The organism is Nitratireductor sp. J20-h4 (assembly GCF_056780505.1).
The window spans coordinates 2419327-2439912 of sequence record NZ_CM165557.1 but is presented as its reverse complement, the minus strand read 5'-3'; the positions used below and the strand labels follow the sequence as shown (position 1 = coordinate 2439912).

Annotated in this window: 19 protein-coding genes and 1 other RNA gene; 13 read left to right on the top strand and 7 right to left on the bottom strand. The window is 66.9% G+C overall.

Translation table 11 applies throughout. From position 1 onward, the window contains the following. Window positions 1-216: 216 nt before the first annotated feature. Entirely contained in the window at window positions 217-1167 is a 951-nt protein-coding gene (locus tag ACT2B0_RS11875; RefSeq protein WP_473464999.1) for a DMT family transporter, read from the top strand. A 388-nt stretch (window positions 1168-1555) separates the two neighbouring features. On the opposite strand, the gene metF is transcribed toward ACT2B0_RS11875, so the two are convergent. Together metF and ACT2B0_RS11865 are read right to left on the bottom strand one after the other, a co-directional pair. Continuing rightward, window positions 1556-2476 (bottom strand): methylenetetrahydrofolate reductase [NAD(P)H], encoded by a 921-nt coding sequence (gene metF, locus ACT2B0_RS11870; protein ID WP_473464996.1) that lies wholly within the window; start codon window positions 2474-2476, stop codon window positions 1556-1558. Then, window positions 2473-3495 carry an ArsR/SmtB family transcription factor gene (locus ACT2B0_RS11865; protein ID WP_481658393.1) on the bottom strand — a complete coding sequence of 341 codons (1023 nt, stop codon included), beginning with the start codon at window positions 3493-3495 and terminating at the stop codon, window positions 2473-2475. The genes metF and ACT2B0_RS11865 overlap by 4 nt, the downstream gene beginning before the upstream one ends. A 145-nt stretch (window positions 3496-3640) precedes the next feature. Between ACT2B0_RS11865 and tsaA the strand changes: the two genes are divergently transcribed. After that, a complete protein-coding gene (gene tsaA / locus ACT2B0_RS11860) occupies window positions 3641-4144 on the top strand; it encodes a tRNA (N6-threonylcarbamoyladenosine(37)-N6)-methyltransferase TrmO (RefSeq protein WP_473464994.1) in 504 nt (167 codons plus the stop codon). Continuing rightward, window positions 4141-4455: a DUF2293 domain-containing protein gene (locus ACT2B0_RS11855; RefSeq protein WP_473464991.1), complete on the top strand. Its 315-nt coding sequence runs from the start codon at window positions 4141-4143 to the stop codon at window positions 4453-4455. Before tsaA ends, ACT2B0_RS11855 begins: the two co-directional genes overlap by 4 nt. On the opposite strand, the gene ACT2B0_RS11850 is transcribed toward ACT2B0_RS11855, so the two are convergent. From ACT2B0_RS11850 to ACT2B0_RS11840, 3 genes are all read right to left on the bottom strand, one after another. After that, window positions 4452-5180 carry a class I SAM-dependent methyltransferase gene (locus tag ACT2B0_RS11850; protein WP_473464988.1) on the bottom strand — a complete coding sequence of 243 codons (729 nt, stop codon included), beginning with the start codon at window positions 5178-5180 and terminating at the stop codon, window positions 4452-4454. The two genes, ACT2B0_RS11855 and ACT2B0_RS11850, sit on opposite strands and share 4 nt — an antisense overlap. After that, the gene (locus ACT2B0_RS11845; RefSeq protein WP_473464985.1) at window positions 5177-6424 is read right to left on the bottom strand and encodes a BtaA family protein; all 1248 of its coding nucleotides are present in this window, start codon (window positions 6422-6424) and stop codon (window positions 5177-5179) included. Before ACT2B0_RS11845 ends, ACT2B0_RS11850 begins: the two co-directional genes overlap by 4 nt. Before the next feature lie 111 nt (window positions 6425-6535). Further along, entirely contained in the window at window positions 6536-7339 is an 804-nt protein-coding gene (locus tag ACT2B0_RS11840; RefSeq protein WP_473464983.1) for an HAD-IIB family hydrolase, read from the bottom strand. Window positions 7340-7493: 154 nt separating this feature from the next. Between ACT2B0_RS11840 and ACT2B0_RS11835 the strand changes: the two genes are divergently transcribed. Further along, window positions 7494-7883, top strand: coding sequence for a cupin domain-containing protein (locus tag ACT2B0_RS11835; RefSeq protein WP_473464980.1), 390 nt, complete (start codon window positions 7494-7496; stop codon window positions 7881-7883). A gap of 12 nt (window positions 7884-7895) precedes the next feature. On the opposite strand, the gene ACT2B0_RS11830 is transcribed toward ACT2B0_RS11835, so the two are convergent. Next, window positions 7896-11534, bottom strand: coding sequence for a hydantoinase B/oxoprolinase family protein (locus ACT2B0_RS11830; protein ID WP_473464978.1), 3639 nt, complete (start codon window positions 11532-11534; stop codon window positions 7896-7898). Window positions 11535-11639: 105 nt separating this feature from the next. Here ACT2B0_RS11830 and ACT2B0_RS11825 point away from each other — a divergent pair, with 105 nt between their 5' ends. The 5 genes from ACT2B0_RS11825 to rnpB all read left to right on the top strand — a co-directional run bounded on the left by ACT2B0_RS11825 (window position 11640) and on the right by rnpB (window position 15361). Next, entirely contained in the window at window positions 11640-12161 is a 522-nt protein-coding gene (locus ACT2B0_RS11825) for a winged helix DNA-binding protein (protein WP_473464975.1), read from the top strand. A gap of 213 nt (window positions 12162-12374) precedes the next feature. Next, window positions 12375-13094: a TerB family tellurite resistance protein gene (locus ACT2B0_RS11820; protein WP_473464972.1), complete on the top strand. Its 720-nt coding sequence runs from the start codon at window positions 12375-12377 to the stop codon at window positions 13092-13094. Continuing rightward, entirely contained in the window at window positions 13091-13855 is a 765-nt protein-coding gene (locus tag ACT2B0_RS11815; RefSeq protein WP_473464969.1) for an N-acetylmuramoyl-L-alanine amidase, read from the top strand. Before ACT2B0_RS11820 ends, ACT2B0_RS11815 begins: the two co-directional genes overlap by 4 nt. A gap of 190 nt (window positions 13856-14045) precedes the next feature. Next, window positions 14046-14822, top strand: a complete 777-nt coding sequence (locus ACT2B0_RS11810; protein ID WP_473464966.1) for a lytic transglycosylase domain-containing protein — start codon at window positions 14046-14048, stop codon at window positions 14820-14822. Between the two features lie 100 nt (window positions 14823-14922). Then, window positions 14923-15361: RNase P RNA component class A (gene rnpB, locus ACT2B0_RS11805), an RNA gene on the top strand. A 117-nt stretch (window positions 15362-15478) separates the two neighbouring features. Here the strand turns inward: rnpB and ACT2B0_RS11800 are convergent. Beyond that, window positions 15479-16585 (bottom strand): cystathionine gamma-lyase, encoded by a 1107-nt coding sequence (locus ACT2B0_RS11800; protein ID WP_473464963.1) that lies wholly within the window; start codon window positions 16583-16585, stop codon window positions 15479-15481. Window positions 16586-16989: 404 nt separating this feature from the next. Here ACT2B0_RS11800 and mraZ point away from each other — a divergent pair, with 404 nt between their 5' ends. Genes mraZ through ACT2B0_RS11780 form a run of 4 tightly spaced genes read left to right on the top strand, consistent with a single transcriptional unit; the run spans window position 16990 to window position 20581 of the window. Then, complete coding sequence (mraZ, locus tag ACT2B0_RS11795; RefSeq protein WP_473465950.1) at window positions 16990-17457, top strand: division/cell wall cluster transcriptional repressor MraZ; 468 nt, start codon at window positions 16990-16992, stop codon at window positions 17455-17457. Next, complete coding sequence (gene rsmH / locus ACT2B0_RS11790; protein ID WP_473464960.1) at window positions 17454-18476, top strand: 16S rRNA (cytosine(1402)-N(4))-methyltransferase RsmH; 1023 nt, start codon at window positions 17454-17456, stop codon at window positions 18474-18476. Before mraZ ends, rsmH begins: the two co-directional genes overlap by 4 nt. Window positions 18477-18479: 3 nt before the next feature. Further along, window positions 18480-18845: a cell division protein FtsL gene (gene ftsL / locus ACT2B0_RS11785; protein WP_473464957.1), complete on the top strand. Its 366-nt coding sequence runs from the start codon at window positions 18480-18482 to the stop codon at window positions 18843-18845. After that, entirely contained in the window at window positions 18842-20581 is a 1740-nt protein-coding gene (locus tag ACT2B0_RS11780; protein ID WP_473464955.1) for a peptidoglycan D,D-transpeptidase FtsI family protein, read from the top strand. Before ftsL ends, ACT2B0_RS11780 begins: the two co-directional genes overlap by 4 nt. Window positions 20582-20586: the final 5 nt, after the last annotated feature.

The window sequence follows — 20586 nt, the reverse complement described above, 5'->3', positions numbered from 1 at the left end:
TGCCGGCATAGGCTAGACCATGCGGCATTTTCATGAAAACCGGATTTCGCGGCGACACGCCGTTGCCGTCGAGCCGTGGCCGCATTGTGGCATGGCGGCCGGCCCAAAAGTGGCGCTGGGCGCGAATCGGGTGGCCGGGTAAGAATGGCCACGCTACCTCGACGCAACGCGTGAGGGATTGCCGTGACGGATGCCAGACAGGTAACACAGCCGCCGATGACCTTGGCTGCATGGGCGCAACTGATCGTGCTCGGCACGATCTGGGGCGGATCGTTCTTTTTCGCCCGCATCGCCGTGCTGGAAATCGCGCCGCTGACGCTGGTGCTGTTGCGGGTCGCGATCGCGGCGGCGGCGCTGCAGCTTTATATCGCCGCGCGCGGCGTCGCGTTTGCCCCGGTGCTGAAAAAATGGCCGGTCTTCCTGCTGCTGGCGCTGGTCAACAACGTGATCCCGTTCTCGCTGATGTTTTTCGGCCAGACCGCACTCGGCGCCGGCGCCGCCGCCGTGCTCAACGCCACCACGCCTTTCTGGACCATCATCGTGGCGAGCCTGTTCATCGCCGAGGAAAAGGCTAGTCCCGCCAAGGTCTTCGGCATCGCGCTCGGCATTGCCGGCACGGCGGTGATGGTTGGGCCGGGGCTTGCCGCCGGGCTCGGCGGTCCCGTCTGGGCCAAGATGGCGCTGCTCGGCATGGCGTTTTCCTATGCGTTCGCCTTCGTCGTGGCCCGCCGCCTCACCGGACTGGCGCCGGCCCTGATCGCGGCCGGACAGCTTTCGGCTTCGACGCTGATCATGCTGCCCGTCGTCGCGCTGACCCAGGAAACGACCGCTCTGGCGACGGTGGGCGCCGGCACCTGGGCGGCCGTGGCCGGGCTTGCGCTTTTGTCGACCGCCTTTGCCTACATTCTTTATTTTCGCATCGTGGCGGCCGCCGGCGCCACCAACGCCTCGCTGGTTACCCTGATCGTGCCGGTCAGCGCCATCGTGCTGGGGGCGCTGTTTCTGGGCGAGCGGCTCGCATGGTTCGAACTGGCCGGCATGGGGTTGATCGCCTGCGGGCTTCTGGTCATCGACGGGCGCGTCCTGCGCGGGCGAACCAGTGCTGCCGCGGCGCCGGAAACGCGATCCGCACCCGGACAGGCCGGAAAAAAATCCACAGGAGCCTGACAGGCCAGACGGCCCGGAAAAACAACGACTAAGACTTTGGTCGCAGGCCGGTTCTGCACAAGCTTGCCGCAGCGCAGCACAAAATCCGCTTGTCAGTGGGCCAAACTCACCTACACTTTTGGTATAGTCTAAAGAGGAGGCTATGAGATGGGACTGACGAAGCCAATCAACGCCTTGATGGTGTGTGCTGCGTTCGCCTTCATCGGCGCCCTCATTCTGGGGGCTCTTCCCTAAAGCTTTCGCGGGGGGAAGCCTCGGCAAGACAGCCACGAAAATCGAAACGGCCGGGACCCACGCCCGGCCGTTTTCTTTTCGAAGGCGATCGCCAGACGGGGGCGGTGCCCCCCGGGGATCGCTGGCCAATCGGCCGTCGGCATATAGGCCGGGTTCACGCCGCCGCGGGTTTTGCGTCCTCGCCGGCGTCGTTGGCGCGGATGCCGATCATGTGGCAGATGGCGAAGGCCAGATCGGCCCGGTTCATCGTGTAGAAATGGAAATCCGACACGCCGCGCTCGACCAGGTCGAGCACCTGTTCGGCCGCGACGGCGGCGGCAACCAGCGCATGGGTCTGCGGATCCTTTTCCAGACCCTCGAAGCGTTCGGCCAGCCATGCGGGCACATGCGCGCCGCAGCGGCCGGCGAAATTGGCGACCTGGCCAAAATTGTGCACCGGCAGGATGCCGGGAACGATCGGCACGTAGATGCCGGCCCGGCGGGCGCGCTCGACGTAACGCTCGTAGAGGTCGTTGTCGAAAAAGAACTGGGTGATGGCGCGTTTGGCGCCGTTGTCGACCTTGCGCTTGAGCATGTCGATATCGGTTGCGAAATCCGGGCTTTCGGGATGCTTTTCCGGATAGGCGGCGACCGATATGTCCTTGGCGCCAAAGCGGGCCAGCGCCTCGACCAGTTCGGCCGCGTTGGCATAGCCGCCCGGATGCGGCGCATAGCGCGCGCCGACGCCTTCGGCCGGATCGCCGCGCAGGGCGACGAAACGCGATACGCCGAGGTCGAGGAACTGCCGGATCACCTGGTCGACGTCCTCGCGGGTGGCGTCGACACAGGTCAGATGGGCGGCCGGCGTCAGCGCGGTTTCGCGGATGATGCGCTCGATGGTGCGCGCGGTGCGTTCGCGCGTGGAGCCGCCGGCGCCATAGGTCACCGACACGAATGAGGGCGAAAGCGGTTGCAGCCGCTCGGTCGTCTGCCAAAGTCGGGCTTCCATGGCATCGTTTTTCGGCGGGAAAAACTCGAACGACACGTCGATCTGATCGCCGATATCGGGTCGCCGAGAAAGTCGGAATTGGTTCACGAAGTCATCTCCGTTGGTTGCCCCTCGGTCGTGTTGTCGGCCGCGACGAGGAGTCTGCGGTCACGGCCGAGCCAGAGTTTCACGGTAAGCTTGTCGCCGGCGACGCCCGTGGGGGCGAAATCCAACGCCCTTTCCAGGTCGAGGCCGGCCTCGTCGAGCCATTCCGTGATCTGGCGATCGGAAAAGCCGAGCCGCGCATGGGCGTGCTCGGCGCGCAAAAACTCAAGATCGTGGGGCGCGAAGTCCACGATCAGCATGCGCCCCGAAGGACGCAACAGGCGCGCCGCTTCGCGGATCGCCGTCTGGGGATGGTCGAGATAGTGCAGCACCTGATGGATGGTGACCAGATCGAAGGCGTCGCGCTCGACCGGGGGCGCGAAAATGTCGCCCTGCCGGACCTGGGCGTTTTCCACCGCCGCCTTGTCGAGATTGGAGCGTGCCACGGTCAGCATCTCGCGCGACATGTCCACCCCGACGCCGCGCTGATAGAGCGGCGACAGGATTTCCAGCATGCGCCCCGTGCCGGTGCCGAGATCGAGCATGGTGCGGAACGGCCGCTCGGCCATCAGCGTCAGGATCGCGTCTTCCACCGCCTTTTCGGGCACATGCAGCGAGCGGATGCGATCCCAGGCATCGGCGTTCTCGCTGAAATAGGCGGCCGCCTTCTCCTCACGCTTGCGCTTGACGTCGGTCAGCCGTTCCAGATCGCGGTCGACCGGAGGTTGGGCGGCGTCGATGCGCGCAATCAGGCTGGCGACCAGTTCGCGCTCGAAACCGCTATCGGCGAGCCGGAAATAGGCCCAGGAGCCCTCCTGGTAGCGCTCGATCAGCCCCTCATCGAGCAGAAGCTTGAGATGGCGGGAGACGCGCGGCTGCGACTGGCCGAGCACCTCGGTGACGTCCGAGACGGTCAGATCGCCGCGCGACAGCAAAAACAGAATCCGCATGCGGCTGGATTCGGCCGCCGCCTTCAAGGTATCTACCAGCAGATTGAGGTCGATCTGGCTGCGTGACAGCATCCAAGCCTCCAAATGATATAAACATATCTTTATATCGATTTCGGGATCGGCGCAAGGCTGGTGTCGTAGATGGGCCAGAAAATGGCGCAGGATCCGTTTTGCGGCGCAACCGGCAGCCGGATCGGCAAAAAAGGCGAGGAACACCATGCAGCGCGACGGCGAGACCGCTCTTGAGTTCGACCCGAAGGATCTAAAGCCCGACGCCGGCGTGGTCTTCATCGGCCGGATCGCCTCGCCCTGGACGGAGCGCGGCGAATGCCCGCGCAACATGGCGAGCGCGCGCGAGGCCGGCCGCGGCGCCCGGATCGAGATCGACGCGCCCTACCGGCCCGGCCTGTCGGGCCTGGAGGAGTTCAGCCATATCGCGATCTTGACCTGGCTCGACCGCGCGCCGCGCAACCTGATCCGGCAGATGCCGCGCCATGTCGAGGCGCCGCGCGGCGTGTTTTCGCTGCGCTCGCCGGCGCGGCCCAATCCCGTCGGCCTGCACGTGGCGCGCATCACGGCGCTCGACCAGGCGGCGGGGCTGATCGAGATCGACGCCATCGACGTGCTCGACGGCACGCCGGTGATCGACCTAAAACCCTATTTCGCCAGCATCGACGCCGTTGCCGATGCGCGCAGCCGGCGCGACAGCGACAAGCCATGATCGCGCGCACCGGCCGCCAGCGCGCCATCGCCAAGGCGCTGACGCTACTCCTGCCGGCCGCGCCCTATGCCGACATCGAAAAAATCCGTGCCGAAGCGCTGGCGCCGCATCTGAAGAGCCTGCCGGCCTCGCTTGCGGTGTGGCTTGCCGCCGTCGCGCATGTGCGCCATGAGCATTCCGCCTACGAGACGCTGCTGGCCGAAGGCTACGACCGCGACTCGGCCCGCTTCTTCGTCATCGACGAGATCAACCGGACCCTGACGGCGTGGCGGGCCACCCGGCTGCTCGATCCCGACGACACCGACGCCTAGAACCGGTAGGGGACCGTTTCGATGCGCTGGTTGCCCGTGGCGTTGCTGTGCCGTGCGGCGCCGGATGGCCGGGTGACGACCGCGTGAACGGCGTAACCGCGAAAAAGCGAATCGAAGCGGAGGCTTGCGCCAAAACGTTGAGATTCCGATTCCAGCACTTCGCGCAGGCCGTCGCGCGGCGCGACGTGGAAGCGCGCCAGCCAGGCGCGCAGCATCGAGCCGAACCAGCGCGGCAGCCGTTCCTGGCCGCCGAAATCGACGATGTGCAGCGATCCGCCCGGCGCCAGGCATGCGAGGCCGGCGGCGACGGTGCGCTCCCAGCCCGGGATCATCGACAGCGCGTAGGAGACGAAGACGCGGTCGAATTTCTGGCGGCCGAACAGGGTTTCGGCGTCGAAGCCCGTGGCGTCGGCGCGGGCGAGCCGGGTGCGACCGCCAAGGCCCCGGCGGGCGATGGTCCGATGCGCGGTCGCCAGCATTGCGTGCGAAATGTCGAGGCCGAACAGGCGGGCATGCGGATAGCGGCTCGCGACCCGGACGAGGTTGCGGCCGGTGCCGCAGCCCAGCTCCAGAACGCTGCCGCCGTCGGGCACCTCGAGCGCGTCGACCAGCCGGTCGCGGCCGAGCAGATAAAATTTGCGGGTCAGGTCGTAGACATGCCGCTGGAAACGGTAATTGGCGTCCATCAGCGCGGCGTGATCGCCGCCACGTGCGCCGGCCGTCATCGATCCGCGCGCACGTAGAGATGGAAGCCGCCATAGATGGCCGAGCGGTCGCGCGCGCCAAGTTCCAGCGAGCGTTGCTGTTCGTAACGCCAGTGGCCGAGCGTTTCGGCCGCGACCCGGCCAGGCAGGATCGACGGCGCCGCGGCGGTGCGGAAAATGACACGCGCGCCGGGGGCGGCGGTGCGGGTGATTTCGGCCCACAAGGCGTTCAGTTGCCGGTCGTTCATCCAGTCCTGCGCGTCGAGCAGCACGTAGCGGTCGAGCGAGCCCGCCGGCTTGCCGGCCAGGAATTCGGTGAAGTTCACCCGGTGCACGGCGACGCGCCCGGCATGGGCGCGGATCGTGTCGAAATGCGCCTTGTCGAGATAGGTCGGCAGCACGGCTTCGCCCGGACGTGCGTAGCGACGGGCAAAGGCCTGCCAGGCGAAATAGTTCTCGGCGAGCGGAAAGTGGCAGGCGAGCTTGTCCAGCCGCGCCGCCAGCACCTCGGCCATGGTGCCGCTGCCGGCGCCGATCAGGCTGTCATATTGCGCAGGCGGAATGCCGAGGCCGAACAGCGACGCCTTTTTCGAGGTCGCCCAGCGGACCAGCGGCTTGTCGAACAGGGGGCGCAGCCGGTCGTCGAAAAAGGCTTTCTGCTGACGCGTGGTGCGCGCCGCCATGATCTCGGCCGGGTCGACGCCGTGCAGCCGGGCGACGCCGTGGCCGAGGGCGATGAACAGGCCGAGCAGGCCGGTGCGGTAGAAGTCGCGGGCAAAGACGGAGACGCGGCGCCGGCCGCGCCAGTCGCGCCCTTCCCAGTAGCGGCGGCTGGCGGCGTCGAGATGCGGGGCGATGAAACGGTCATAGGCGATCGGGTTGTGGCGATTGCCGGAGGCGCCGAAGAAACGATAAAAATCGCCGTGCGAGGGCAGGTGGGCGGCGGCCGTAAGCTTAAGCCGGTTGAGCGCGACATGGGCGCGGTTGAGATCGACGGCGTCGACATGGGCGGGCCGGCGCGTCAGATAGGCGAGCACGTTGCAGCCGCCCGACGCAATGGTCACCACCCGGTGGCGTTTGCACAGTTCCATCGCATCGATGTCGACGTCAGGGTCTTCCCAGATCTGCGGGTAGACCAGGCCGGAAAACAGCAGCGCGAACAGCCGCTCCGACATGCCGGCCCGGCTGAGCGCGCGATGCCGGTAGACGGCGTCGCCGATCGGGCGCGAGGCGGAAAGGCCGATCTCGGCCGAAAGGTCTGTCATGGCGCGGCTCCCGCTTTGCAAGGACGTCGGCATGCGGGTAGCCGAGCGCGATGACAGCGGCGTGACAGGCGAAGTCGCAGATTGCGGGTCGGGCGGTCGGGCGTGGAGCGGTCAGTCGTCGAATTCGGCGGAGCCCGCGAGCCGCCTGAGGATTTCGATCATCGCGGCGTTCCAGCCCATCGGGCCGGGCAGTTCGGTGCGGATGACACGCCCCTCGCGCTCGCCGTCGAGCTCGGCCAGCGGCGCGTGGGCGGGATTGGCCACGACGACGCCGTAATCGGCGGCTTCCAGCATCTCTCGATCCTCGTCGGCGTCGCCCAGGGCGACCAGCGGCCAATAGCGCCGGCCGTCGCGCTTTTCCACAAGCGCGCGCGCCGCGTTCATGCGTTCGGCCTTGGAGCCGCCGCGCGAGACGGTCAGGAACCGGCCGTTCCGTTCCGCGCACAGGCCGTGTCCGGCCAGATGCCGGCGCAAGGCGACGAGCTGGGTTTCGCAGCCGGTAAAAAGGCCCGGTTCGGAAAAACCGCGGCGCGCCGCCCGGGCGGCCTGGGCGCGGCCCATCCCGGTCAGGGCGGCGATGCGGCGGGTATCCATGTCGCCGAACCCGGCGAAACAGCCTTTCAGCCTTGCCGGCAGGGCGTCGAGACAGGCGCGAATCTCGTCGTAGCAGGCATCGGCCTCGGCAGGCCCGGCGGGGGCAGCCGGCCAGAAGACGCCGCCGCCATTTTCGACGATGGCCGGCGTATCGAGCTTGAGCTCGGCCAGGACCGGTCCGATCTCCGCCGCCGTCCTGTCGGTCGCCACCACCACCGGAACGGCGCGCGCGGCCAGGGCGGCGAGCGCCGGCAGGGCGGCATGATGGTCGCAGGTATCGGGCTCGAGAAGCGTTCCGCCCAGATCCGTAAAGACGATCATGGTTCTGGTTTAAAACGGATTTTCTTCCGATGGAAGCGATTCGCGGTCACGGATATTGTCCCGACAGGCAGACGACGTGATCATGGCGCGCCAGACGGGCGCGGCTTGCGAACGCCTTGCGCCTCGATCATCCTGCCGGCGGAGGTTCGCAACAATGTCCCGACATGATTTCGATCCGAAGACCGTTACCCCCGACGGTCGCCCGCCGGCGAAGGCCCGGCTTTTCGACGGCACGCGCCAAGGGCCCTATCGGGGCTCCGTGGAGGGGGAGGCTCTGGCTGCGCAGGTCACCGTGCTCACCTACGGCAACGATGAACCCGGCGTCGGTCCGGTGTTGCACGTCCATCCCTATGACGAGGTCTTCGTCGTCCAGCAGGGGCGGGCGCGGTTTTTCGTCGGCGAGGCGGTGATCGACGCCGGGGCCGGCGACACCGTGCTCGGCCCGGCCGGCGTGCCGCACCGCTTCGTCAATCTCGGGCCCGGACGGCTGCAGACGCTCGATATTCATCTCTCGCCGCGCTGGATCCAGACCGACCTGGAATAGGAGCGTGGGGATTCAGCCGCGGCCGAACCCGCCCGCCGTCGGGGTGGTCACGATCACCGCCTCGCCGGCCTTGATGACGGTCTGGTCGCAGGCTTTCAGCGTCTCCAGCGTGCCGTCGGCGCGGCGCACCTCGGTCCTGCCGACCTGGCCGTCGCCGCCGCCGTCCGCGCCGCGCGGCGGGCTTTGGCGGTGCGAGGACAGGATCGCGCATTCCATCTCCTCCAGGAAGCGGATGGTGCGGCGGGTGCCGTCGCCGGCATTCCATTTTCCGGTGCCGCCGGAGCCGGTGCGGATGTGGAAATCCTCCAGCAGTACGGGAAACCGCAATTCCAGCACTTCGGGGTCGGTCAGGCGCGAATTGGTCATGTGGGTATGCACGCCGGACGTGCCATCAAAGCCACGGCCGTCATTCATCCGCCCGGCCGGCGAGCCCGAACAGATGGTCTCGTAATATTGGTAGGTGGCGTTGCCGAAGGTCAGGTTGTTCATCGTGCCCTGGGCGTTGGCGAGCGCGCCCATGGCGGCGAACAGGGCGTTGGTGACGTGTTGGGAGGTCTCGACATTGCCGGCGACGACGGCCGCCGGATAGGCCGGCCGCAGCATGCATCCGTCCGGAATAATGATGTTGACCGGCCGCAGGCAGCCGGCATTCATCGGGATCTGATCCTCGACCATGACGCGGAAGGCATAAAGCACGGCCGCGCGGGCCACCGGTTCGGGGGCGTTGAAATTGTTGTTCTGCACCGGCGAGGTGCCGGTGAAGTCGACGGTCGCCTCGCGCTTTTGCCGGTCGACGGAGATTTTCACCCGGATCACCTGGCCGGTGTCGGTGGGATATTCGTATTCCGACACGTCGGGCAGCCGGTCGAGCACGCGGCGCACGCTTTCGGCGGCATTGTCCTGGACATGGCCCATATAGGCCTCGACCACGTCGAGCCCGAACTGGGAGACCATCTTGCCGAGCTCGGCGACGCCCTTTTCGTTGGCGGCGATCTGGGCTTTGAGATCGGCGATGTTCTGGTGCGGGTTGCGCGCCGGCCAGGCGTGGTCGGTCAAAAGCTCGTGCAGTTCCTTCTCGCGGAAGCGCCCGCGTTCCACCAGACGGAAATTGTCGAACAACACGCCTTCCTCGTCGACGGTGGTGGCGAGCGGGGTCATCGAGCCCGGCGCGGTGCCGCCGACATCGGCATGGTGGCCGCGCGAGGCGGCCCAGAACAGGATTTTTTCGCCGGCTTCGTCGAAAACCGGGGTGACCACGGTGATGTCGGGCAGATGGGTGCCGCCATTATAGGGCGCGTTCAGGGCGAAGACGTCGCCCGGCGCGATGTCACCCCGGTTCAGGCGGATAATGGTTTCGACGGAGCGGTCCATCGATCCCAGATGCACCGGCATATGCGGCGCGTTGGCCACAAGCGCGCCGTCGCGGTCGAACACCGCGCAGGAGAAGTCGAGCCGTTCCTTGATGTTGACCGAGTAGGCGGTGTTCTGCAGCGTCACGCCCATCTGCTCGGCGATCGACATGAACAGGTTGTTGAACACTTCCAGCATGACCGGGTCCGCCTCGGTGCCGATCGCGGCCTGGCGCGCCTTGCGCTCGACACGGCTCAAGAGAACGTGGTTGCGGGCGGTGATCCCGGCGCGCCAGCCGGCTTCCACGACGATCGTCTGGTGGTCCTCGATGATCAGCGCCGGCCCGGCGAGCTTGTGCCCCGGCGCCAGATCGCCGCGCCGCACGACGCGGGCGTCGCGCCACTCGCCCTCGCTGAAGATCCGCGTCGCCTCGCCGGCGCCGGCATCGCCGGCGACGAGGCGGGCCTCGGTCTCGTCGGCGCCCTGGTCGCGCATGTCGATGCCCTCGACGCTGATCGCCTCGACGATCATCGGCTTGTTGTCGTAGACGAAGCCGAACTGGGCCTTGTGCGCGGCCTCGAAGCCGGCGACGGCGTCGGCGACGGAGAAGTTCTCGAAATCGACCGGCAGGGCGGTGTCGGTGCCGTCGTAGCGAACCTGGAGAACCGGGCGCCAGGCGATTTCGTCCTCGGCGATGCCCTGATCGGTCAATTCGGCAAAGACCGCCTTCTTCAGGCCGCGCACGGCAAGGCGGATATCGTTCAGCGAGGCCTCGGCAAGCGGTTTCAGCAAAGCCTGCTGGCGCGAGGCGAAAACGGCGGCAAGCCCGATGCCGTAGGCCGACAGCAGGCCGGAGAACGGGTGGATCAGGACCGATTCCATGCCGAGCGCGTCGGCGACCAGGCAGGCGTGCTGGCCGCCGGCGCCGCCGAAGGAGTTGAGCAGGTAGCCGGTAACGTCGTGGCCGCGCTGGACCGAGATCTTCTTGATCGCATTGGCCATGTTCTCGACCGCGATCGTGATGAAGCCTTCGGCGACCGCCTCGGGCGAGCGGCCGTCGCCGATTTCGGCGGCCATGGCCTGGAAGGCCTCGCGCACCGCCGCGGCGTCGAGCGTCTGGTCCTGGCCGGGGCCGAAGATCGCCGGGAAGAAACCGGGCTGCAGCTTGCCGAGCATGACATTGGCGTCGGTGACGGCGAGCGGGCCGCCGCGCCGGTAACAGGCGGGACCCGGATTGGCGCCGGCCGAATCCGGCCCGACCTGGAACCGCCCGTCCTGAAAATGCAGCACGGACCCGCCGCCGGCGGCCACCGTGTGGATGCGCATCATCGGCGCGCGGATGCGCACGCCGGCGACCTCGGAATCGAACACGCGCTCATAGTCGCCGTCATAATGGGTGACGTCGGTCGAGGTGCCGCCCATGTCGAAGCCGATGGCCCTTTCGAAACCGGCGCTGCGCGCGGTCTCCACCATGCCGACCACGCCGCCGGCCGGTCCCGACAGGATCGCGTCCTTGCCCTGGAAGCGGTCGGCCGCTGTCAGACCGCCCGACGACATCATGAACATCAGTCGCGGATTTGCCGCGGCTTCGTCGCCGTCGGTCTCGATGTTGAGCGCGTCGGCGACCTGGCGGACATAGCGCGCCAGGATCGGGGAGAGATAGGCGTCGACCACGGTGGTGTCGCCGCGCCCGACCAGCTTGATCAGCGGCGAAATCTGGTGGCTGACGGATATCTGCGAAAAGCCGATGCGGTGGCACAGGCTTGCCGCCATGATCTCGTGGCCGGGGGCGTTCCACGAATGCATGAAGACGATGGCGACCGCGTCGATGCCGTCGCTGCGGGCCCGGGCGATTTCGTCCTCGACGGCGTCGAAATCAGGTACGGTTTCAACCAGCCCGTCGGCGCGCACCCGCTCCTTGACCTCGATGACACGCTCGTAAAGCTGCTCGGGCAGGAGGATTTCCTTGGCAAAAATGTCGGGCCTGGCCTGGTAGGCGATCTTGAGCGCGTCGCGGAAACCCCTGGTGATCAGCAAAAGGACCCGATCGCCCTTGCGCTCAAGCAGCGCATTGGTGGCGACCGTGGTGCCCATCTTGACCTCGCCGATGCGCTGCGAGGGCACCGGCTCGCCCGCCGCGACGCCGAGCAGGTCGCGGATGCCCTGGACGGCGGCGTCGCCATAGGCCTCCGGATTCTCCGACAGCAGCTTGCGCGCGTGCAGGCGTCCCTCGGGATCGCGGCCGATAATGTCGGTGAACGTGCCGCCGCGATCGATCCAGAAATCCCAGGTCGCGCTCATCTCGGTCTCCACGCATTGATGGACAGTGTGCTGCCGGGCCGGTATACAGCAAATCGAGCAGTTTTCGTCAACGTTTTATCGATAAATTGAAACTAAGGGCGCGTCATGAGCGAACACAAGCCAACAATCGGCCCGGTCGTGCTGGCCTCGCACCTGGCCGACGGCGCCATGCCGGCACTGTCGGAAATGGAGTTCGCGTTGACCGTGCTTGGCAATGCGTTCCAGCGCTGGATGGTGCGCTGCATGGCGGCGGCCGGCGTGACCGGGCTGGCGCCGATCGACGTTCATATTCTGCATGCGGTCCATCATCGCGGCCGCGACAAGACGCTGGCCGAGCTGTGCATGATGTTCAACATCGAGGACACGCATGTCGTGTCCTACGCGCTCAAGAAGCTGGAGAGCATGGGGCTGGTCGAAACCGGACGCCGGGCGAAGGAAAAGACGGTGCGAATCACCGAAACCGGCGCCGCGGCCTGCCGGCGTTATCGCGAGGTGCGCGAGGCGCTGCTGGTGTCGGGGGTGAAGGCCCTGCATGCCGACGAGGAGGAGGTCGGCCGGATTGCCGCGTTGATGCGGGCATTGTCGGGACAATACGACCAGGCCGCACGCAGCGCGGTGACCCTGTAGGCGGCTCCGGCCGGCTGCGGAATTGTCCGTTCGCAAGCCGACGGGACGAAACCATCCCTGGCGGCCGGCTCTTTCGCCGCGTGCGCCCCGACGGGCGCCTTTGGAACGACATTGCGCCGGGATGACGCGCCGGGCTCTATCGATCCTGCGGCCGATCATCGCTCGGCATGAACAGCCCTCGCAATCGTCACCGATTCATTTTAGACAGGGCCCATGTCGATCTGGGGCCGATTTGGCGATTTCATCAGCCGGGTGACGTCGGGCGCGGCCGCCGGCGTGGCCGACGTCGTGGAAGCCGTGCGCACGGCCTTCGAGGGCGATCCCGAACTGCGCCGCAAGGTGGCGTTTTCCATCGCCATGATAGCGCTGTCGGCCAAGATGGCCAAGGCCGACGGCATCGTCACCCAGGACGAGGTGCGCGCCTTCCACGAAATCTTCGCCGTGCCGCGCGAGCAGGAGCGCAATGTCGCGCGCCTTTACGATCTCGCCACCGCCGACACGGCCGGGTTCGAAGCCTATGCCGAACGCATGGCGCGCCTATGCGGGTCGGGCGAGCGCAATTGCCGCATGCTGGAGGATATTCTCGACGGGCTGTTCCACATCGCCAAGGCGGACGGGTATCTGCACGAGCGCGAGGTCGCGTTCCTGCATCGGGTCGCGGAAATCTTCGCGATCGACGAGCGGCGCTTCGACGGCATTCTTGCCCGCCACGCGGTGCGGCCGGCGGACGATCCCTATGCCGTTCTGGGCGTGACGCGCGACATGCCCTTCGAGGCCGTGCGCCGGCGCTATCGCCAATTGGTGGCTGAAAACCATCCCGACCGGCTGATCGCGCGCGGCGTGCCGGAGGAGTTTCTGGCGATCGCCAACGATCGCGCGGCTGCCATCAACGCCGCCTACGAGGCGATCGAGCGCGGCCGCGTTTCGGCATGAGCGGCTATGCCGCCGACCACCAGGGCGCACGGGTCAGGCCGTCGCCCAATCATGGCGAACGCAGGGGCGTCGCCGGACCCGATATGATCGTGTTGCACTATACCGGCATGGACAGCGGGCAGGGGGCCGAGGACTGGCTATGCGACCCGCAAAGCGGGGTGTCGTCGCACTACCTTGTCCATGAGGATGGCGCGGTGGTGCAGATGGTGGCGGAAGCCGCGCGCGCCTGGCATGCCGGCAAGAGCTTCTGGCAGGGCGAAACCGACATCAATTCGCGCTCGGTCGGGATCGAGATCGTCAATCCGGGCCATGTTCTGGGATACAGGGCCTTTCCGGACGCCCAGATCGAGGCGGTGATTGCGCTGTGCCGGGATGTTGCAGTGCGGCATGCGGTCGCGCCGGCGCGGGTTTTGGCGCATTCGGACGTGGCGCCGGGACGCAAGATCGATCCCGGCGAAAAATTTCCCTGGGCCAGATTGCATGCCGCCGGCATCGGCCATCTGGTGACGCCCGCGCCCGAGACGGACGGGCCGGTGTTAGGGCCCGGAGACAACGGCCCGTTGGTCAGACAGATGCGTCGCGATCTCGCGAATTATGGCTATTCGATTGAAATCGCTGATCTTTTCGACGAGTGGACCGAAACCGTTGTCTCGGCCTTCCAGCGACATTTCCGGCCGGCCCGGGTCGACGGACGCGCCGACCCGGCGACCGTCGAAACGCTGGTCAGGCTCCTGGCCGCGCTCCAGGCTGACCCTGCGTAAGCGGACCGCTCCGTCTATGCTCTTGTAACACAAAGAGAAAAAAGTTGAGCTTGACGGCCATTTTTGCCGCCCAATCCGGCGGCATCTGGCGGTTTCGCACTCGTTCCGGATCCTTTGTGTGTGGATCCGGGAGCGTATAGCCAAACCGCCGTCCCGGATCGTGGACGCCAAGCCAGAGACCCAAGACAACATGAAGAAACCAAGCCTGATTTCGGCGATGCTCATCGCCGGACTGTCGATACCTGTCGCCCACGCCCAGGAGCAGCCGACGAGCCTTCGTCCCGCCAACCTCGAGAAGGTTTTTGCAAACACCGACGCGAACGCCAAGCAGGCCGGCAAGGTCAAGTCCGCCGACGCGTCGAAAACGGCCGCGGCGGCGCGCGATGGCGATATCCGCTATGCGACCAGCTATGCCAAGGCCGAGGCGGAGCGCGCGGCAGGCCGGGCGGTCGACAGGATGGCGACCGGCGCGATCGGGCGCGGCGATGCGAAAAACGTCGCGCGCAGCAGCGACAAGGTGAAGGCTAAGCGGAAACCCGCGGAGGCCAGCCAGACGGCCAAGGTCGCCAAGACCGCCGAGGCTGGCAAGGCTGGTAAGGGCGGTTACCACACCATCATCGCTCGTTATGCCTCCAGTTACGGCGTGCCCGTCAGTCTGGCGCGCGCCGTGGTGCGGGTGGAAAGCAATTTTCGGGCGAACGCGCGCGGCAAAGCCGGCGAAATCGGACTGATGCAGATCAAGCCGGCGACGGCGCGCATGATGGGGTATCGCGGTTCGACCAAGGGGCTGTTCAATCCCGAAACCAACATCAAATACGGCATGAAATACCTTGCCAAGGCGCACAAGCTCGGCGGTGGTTCCACCTGCGGAACGATCCTGAAATACAATGCCGGCCACGGCGCCAAGCGCATGAACCGCGTTTCGGCGGCCTATTGCAGCAAGGTCAAGCGGCATCTGGGCGGCTGATTTTACGGCCGGAAGAATTCTGCGGGGTAAGGGCAGTCCTTTGCCGGTAAATGCGGCGCGGGGCTTGCGTTTTTGCTCGCCGATGCCTTTATGCGTTTTGCCAGTCGGCCGGGCGGCCGCGCGCGCAAGCGCCGAAAGGCGGCGTGCGAGGAAAGTCCGGGCTCCATGGAAACACGGTGCCGGCTAATGGCCGGCGGGGGCGACCCCAGGGAAAGCGCCACAGAAAGCAAACCGCCCCGCCTGCAAACCGGTCGCAGCGCTCGAGCAGAGCGAACCGGTTTGCCGGCGGGGCAAGGGTGAAAGGGTGGGGTAAGAGCCCACCGCGCTGCTGGTAACAGCAGTGGCACGGCAAGCCCCACCGGGAGCAAAACCGAATAGGGACGGTGCGGGAGGCGACTCCCGGGCAGTTTCCGGCCCAGCCGTCCGGGTTGGTTGCACGAGGCGGGCGGCAACGTCCGCCCCAGATGAATGGCCGCCACGTTCCGGCGCCCTCGGGGGCCGGGGCCATACAGAACCCGGCTTACAGGCCGGCTGGCATTTTTCTTGTGTTTGCGGGCGGTTGCCCGCATTCCATCACACGACGATTCACGTTGTTGCGCAGGTGATTCAACGCCTTCGCGCGCTGAATCACCTGTGGCCTTCAGGCCGTCCCGGTGTTAGCCGTCGAGGGCCGCGGCGATCGCGTTCCACAGTTCCTCCGTCGGTTCGCAGCCGACCGAGAGCCGCACGAAGCCCGGATCGACGGCGTCGCCCCAGCGCGCGCGCCGTTCGGCGGAGGTGTGGACCCCGCCGAACGAGGTGGCCGGCTGGATGAGCGCGCAGCGGTCGATGAAGGTTTCGGCCTCGTCCGCGGAGCCGAGGGTGAGGCCGATCAGGAAGCCGAAGCGCCGCATCTGGCGGACGGCGAGCGCATGGCCGGGATCGTCCTTCAGGCCGGGATAACGCAGCGCGCGCACGCGCGGGTGCTCCCGCAGCCGCGTGGCGATCAGCTCGGCCGAATTGCACATGCGCTCGAAGCGCACCTCCAGCGTCTCCAGGCCGCGATGCACCAGCCAGGCCTCGAACGGGCCGGGTATGCCGCCGGCGAGCTTGCGCCAGTCGCGCGCCGCCGCGACGACCGTCTCGTTGCGGCTTGCCACATGGCCGAACAGCGCGTCGGAATGGCCGTTCGGCGCCTTGGTGTCGGCGGCGACGACGACGTCGACACCGAGGTCGAGCGGACGCTGGCCGTATGGGGTCATGGTGGTGTTGTCGGCCACGACCAGCGCGCCCGCCGCGTGCGCCTTTTCGGCGACGGCGGCGATGTCGCAGAGATCGAGACCCGGATTGGCCGGCGTTTCGACAAAGACCAGCCGGTAGCCGTCGAAGCCGCCGTCGAGAAAGCCGGCCGTCGGCCGGGTGTCGAAGCCGATGCCCATCGGCGCCAGGAAACGCTCGGCCAGAACGCGGACCGTGTAATAGCCGTCGGACGGCAACAGCACGCGCTCGCCGGTCTTCAGCAGCGAAAACAGCACCGCCGAGATCGCGGCCATGCCGGAGGGGAAGGCGACCGCCGGCGCGTCCTCCAGATGGCCCAGCAGCTTTTCGACGCCGTCCCAGGTCGGGTTGGCGAAGCGGCCGTACTGGCTGAAGCCGGCGGGATCGCCGGGCAGGTGATACATCGCCGCCAGCGTGAGCGGCAACGGCACCGGGTCGCCCTTTTCCAGCCCCTCGCGGCGCAGATGGGCCAGGCGGGCGGCGCGTTCGCTGGAGCTGTCGGTCATGCTGTCTAACCTTTTCTAAAGGGGGCGAAGAGGAGGCGAGAGGGCGGGAGGCTAAGCACAGCGCCCGTGGCGGGATGCCTCCCGAATCCGGCCCCTAACCCTTCGTTAGGCTTAATGGAGCATAAATCGGGCAGCGCGGCGAGTTGCGTGCGCGCCATCGCTTCGGCGGGAAGGGAAGCCGGCACAATCCCATTGACGCCCATATTGGCCCATGATATCCCAAAAACACATTCCGAATTTCGTTCCAGTGGCGAGTGAAGCGTCTTTTCGTCCGACCGTCGCGGCGGCCGGCGCGGGGGCGTTTGCCGTTGGAAATGGAGCGGGCCGGGGGCGCCGGGGGCAGTATTTCGGCGCCGAAACACGAATGAAGGAATTGGCGGCGTCGACGGCGTCCGTGTCGCATGATGGATCGTTTCCTTTCCAGCGCAGTCAACCGCATCGACGCCAAGGGCAGGGTGTCGGTGCCGGCGCATTTTCGCGCGGTTCTGCAGAAGAAGGGATTTTCCGAACTCTACGCGCTGCGCGCGCTCGACATTCCGGCGCTGGACGTGGGCGGGCTCGACCTGCTGGACCGCTACGAGGCGCGGATCGAGCAGGAAGACCCGTTTCTGCAGACGGCGGACGACATGTCCTTCTTCTGCCACGGCGACGGGGCGTTTTTGAAGATCGACCGCGAGGGGCGCATCATGGTGAGCGATTTCATGCGCGAGCATACCGGCATCGAGACGGATGTCGCCTTTGTCGGGCGGGGGCATTTTTTTCAGATCTGGCAGCCGGAGCGCCTGAAGGCCTATGGGTCGGAAGTGCGCGCGCGGCTTGCAAAACTGCGTCAGTCCGCGGTTCGGGGGCGGTCGAGCGAGGACAGGGAATGATGGCGGGCCCCGGCGGCCGCGAGGACGCCGGTGGCGGACCGGCCCGCCACATTCCCGTCTTGCTCGATGCGGTGGTCGCCGCGCTGCGTTTGCAACGCGACGCGCTTGTCGTTGACGGCACCTTCGGCGCCGGCGGGTATACGCGCGCCCTGATCGAGGCCGGGGCCAGGGTGATCGGCATCGATCGCGATCCCGATGCGATCCGCGACGGCAAGGCCCTAGTCGAGGCGGCCGACGGCCGGCTGCGGCTGGTAGAGGGCCGGTTTTCCGACCTCGATACGCTTGCCGGCGAGCCGGTCGACGGCGTCGTGCTGGATATCGGCGTCTCCTCGATGCAGCTCGACCGGGCCGAGCGCGGCTTTTCTTTCCGCCGCGACGGCCCGCTTGACATGCGCATGGAACAGGACGGGCCGACGGCGGCCGATATCGTCAACAGTTTCAAAGCCGGCGACCTGGCGCGGATTTTCGGGATTCTCGGCGAGGAGCGTCAGGCCGGACGGATCGCACGCATGATCGAGCGCCGCCGGGTGCAGCGTCCCTTCACGCGCACGCTGGATCTCGCCGACGCGATCGAGTTGCTGGTTGGCCGCCATGCCAAGGACAAGATCCATCCCGCGACGCGCTGCTTCCAGGGATTGCGCATTTTCGTCAACGACGAACTCGGCGAACTGGCCAAGGCCTTGTTTGCCGCGGAGCGGGCCTTGCGTCCGGGCGGGCGGCTCGTCGTCGTCACCTTCCATTCGCTAGAAGACCGCATCGTGAAACGTTTCATGACCGACCGGTCCGGCACGGCCGGCGGTTCGCGCCACCTGCCCGAACCGGTCGCCAGAACGGCCACGTTCGACAAGCCGGACCGCATGGTCGCGCCCTCCGCCGAGGAGGCCGCCGCCAATCCGCGCGCGCGTTCGGCCAAGCTGCGGGCGGCCACCCGGCTCGATGCGCCGGCGGGCGCGGCGGATTTCACCCTGTTCGGCTTGCCGAAGCTGCCGGCGCCGGGCCGCGGCGTGGAAAGGAGCTAGCGCGTGTTTCGTACAACCGACATGGTTTTGATCGCGGTCATGATCTCGGCGGCCGCCTTCACCTACAAGACCAAGCACGAGGCCGAAAACCAGCTGGACGCGCTGCGCAAGATCGAGGCCGGGCTTCGCCTCGAACAGGAGACCATCGATCTCCTGAAGGCCGACTGGAGCCTGCTCACGCAGCCGTCGCGCCTGCAAAGCCTGGCGGAAACCTATCGCGACGAACTCGCGCTCGAGCCGGTCGAGCCCTATCAGATCGCCGGTCCGGCGGAGCTTCCCGAACGGCCGGTGGAGCCGCCCTCCGATCCGTCGACAACGGCCGGCGCCGCCAGCGCCGACGGCGTTGTGACCGGGAGCACCAAGCCATGAAGGGCGTGCCGGCTCTCAAGAGGTTTCTCGGCCGTATCGGCAGGCGTGGCGACGGGGCCGCCGCAAGCGGCTCGATCGTCGTGGAAGGGGCGCGCAAATCCGGCGGCGGGCGCTCGCGCTCGCGCGTCATCATGGCGATGGGCGTGTTCTTCGCGCTTTATGGCCTGATCGGCGGCCGGCTGGTCTATCTCGGCCTGCAGGACGTGGAACTGACCCACGTGCCGGGCGCCGACCGTCTGCTGGCCGCGCGCCCCGACATTGTCGACCGCAACGGCCAGGTGCTGGCGACCGACATCAAGTCTGCCTCGCTTTACGCCGAGCCGCGCCGCATCGTCGATGCGGACGAGGCGGTGGAGCGTCTGGCGACCGTACTGCCGTCGCTCGACTACGAACGCACCTATTCCAGGCTGAAGAGCGGCGCCGGCTTTGCCTGGCTCAAGCGCGAGATCACGCCCAAACAGCAGAACGAGATCCTGCAGCTCGGTATCCCCGGCATCGGCTTCCGCCCGGAAAAGAGCCGCTTCTATCCGGGCGGGCCGACCGCCTCGCACATTCTCGGCCTGGTCAATGTCGACAATCAGGGCATTGCCGGCATCGAGAAATATCTCGACGATCAGGGGCTGGCGGATCTGCGCGCGGCCGGCCTGGTCAGCGATGCCGCGCTGGCGCCGGTGCAACTGTCGATCGACCTGCGCGTGCAGCACATCGTGCGCGACGAACTGGCCGGCGCGATGGAGCGCTATCAGGCGATCGCGGCCGGCGCGGTGGTGCTCAACGCCAAGACCGGCGAGGTGGTGGCGATGGCCTCGCTGCCGGACTTCGATCCCAACAATCCGGTCACCGCGCACCAGAAGGACCGGCTGAACCGGATGACGGCCGGCGTGTTCGAGATGGGCTCGACGATCAAGAGCTTCACCACCGCGATGGTGCTCGATTCCGGCAAGGCGACGCTGGAAAGCCGCTTCGACGCCACCCGTCCGCTGCGGATCGGCGGCTTCACCATCCGCGACTTCCACGGCAAGGGGCGCGTGCTGACGGTGCCGGAAGTGTTCATCTACTCCTCCAACATCGCCTCCGGCCGCATGGCCGAGGCCGTCGGCATCGAGGGGCACAGGGCGTTTTTGAAGCGGATCGGCCTGCTCGATCGCATGCAAACCGAACTGCCGGAGGTCGCGACCCCGACCGAGCCGGCCACGTGGAAACGGATCAATTCGATCACGATTTCCTTCGGGCACGGCATGTCGACGACGCCGCTGCAGACCGCGGTCGGCGCGGCCGCGCTGATGAATGGCGGCAAGCTGATCCCACCGACCTTCCTGCCGCGCACCGAGGCCGAGGCGGCCGAAATCGCAGAGCAGGTGATCGCGCCCGAAACCAGCGCCGCGATGCGCTATCTCTACCGTCTCAATGCGGAAAAAGGTTCGGGCCGGCGCGCCGAAGTGCCCGGCTACCGGGTCGGCGGCAAGACCGGCACGGCCGAAAAAGTGGTCAATGGCCGCTATTCCAGCAGCAAGCGTTTCAATGCCTTCCTGGCCGCGCTGCCGATGGAGGACCCGCAATATATCGTGCTGTCGATCGTCGACGAGCCCCAGCCGGAGCGGCCCGGAATCGGCGCGACGGCAGGCCTCAATGCCGCCCCGGTTGTGGCCAATATCATTCGCCGTGCAGCGCCGCTTCTTGGCGTGAAGCCGGATTTCGGCCAAGAAGACGCTGCGACGCTGGTCTCGCACCCATGATTCTG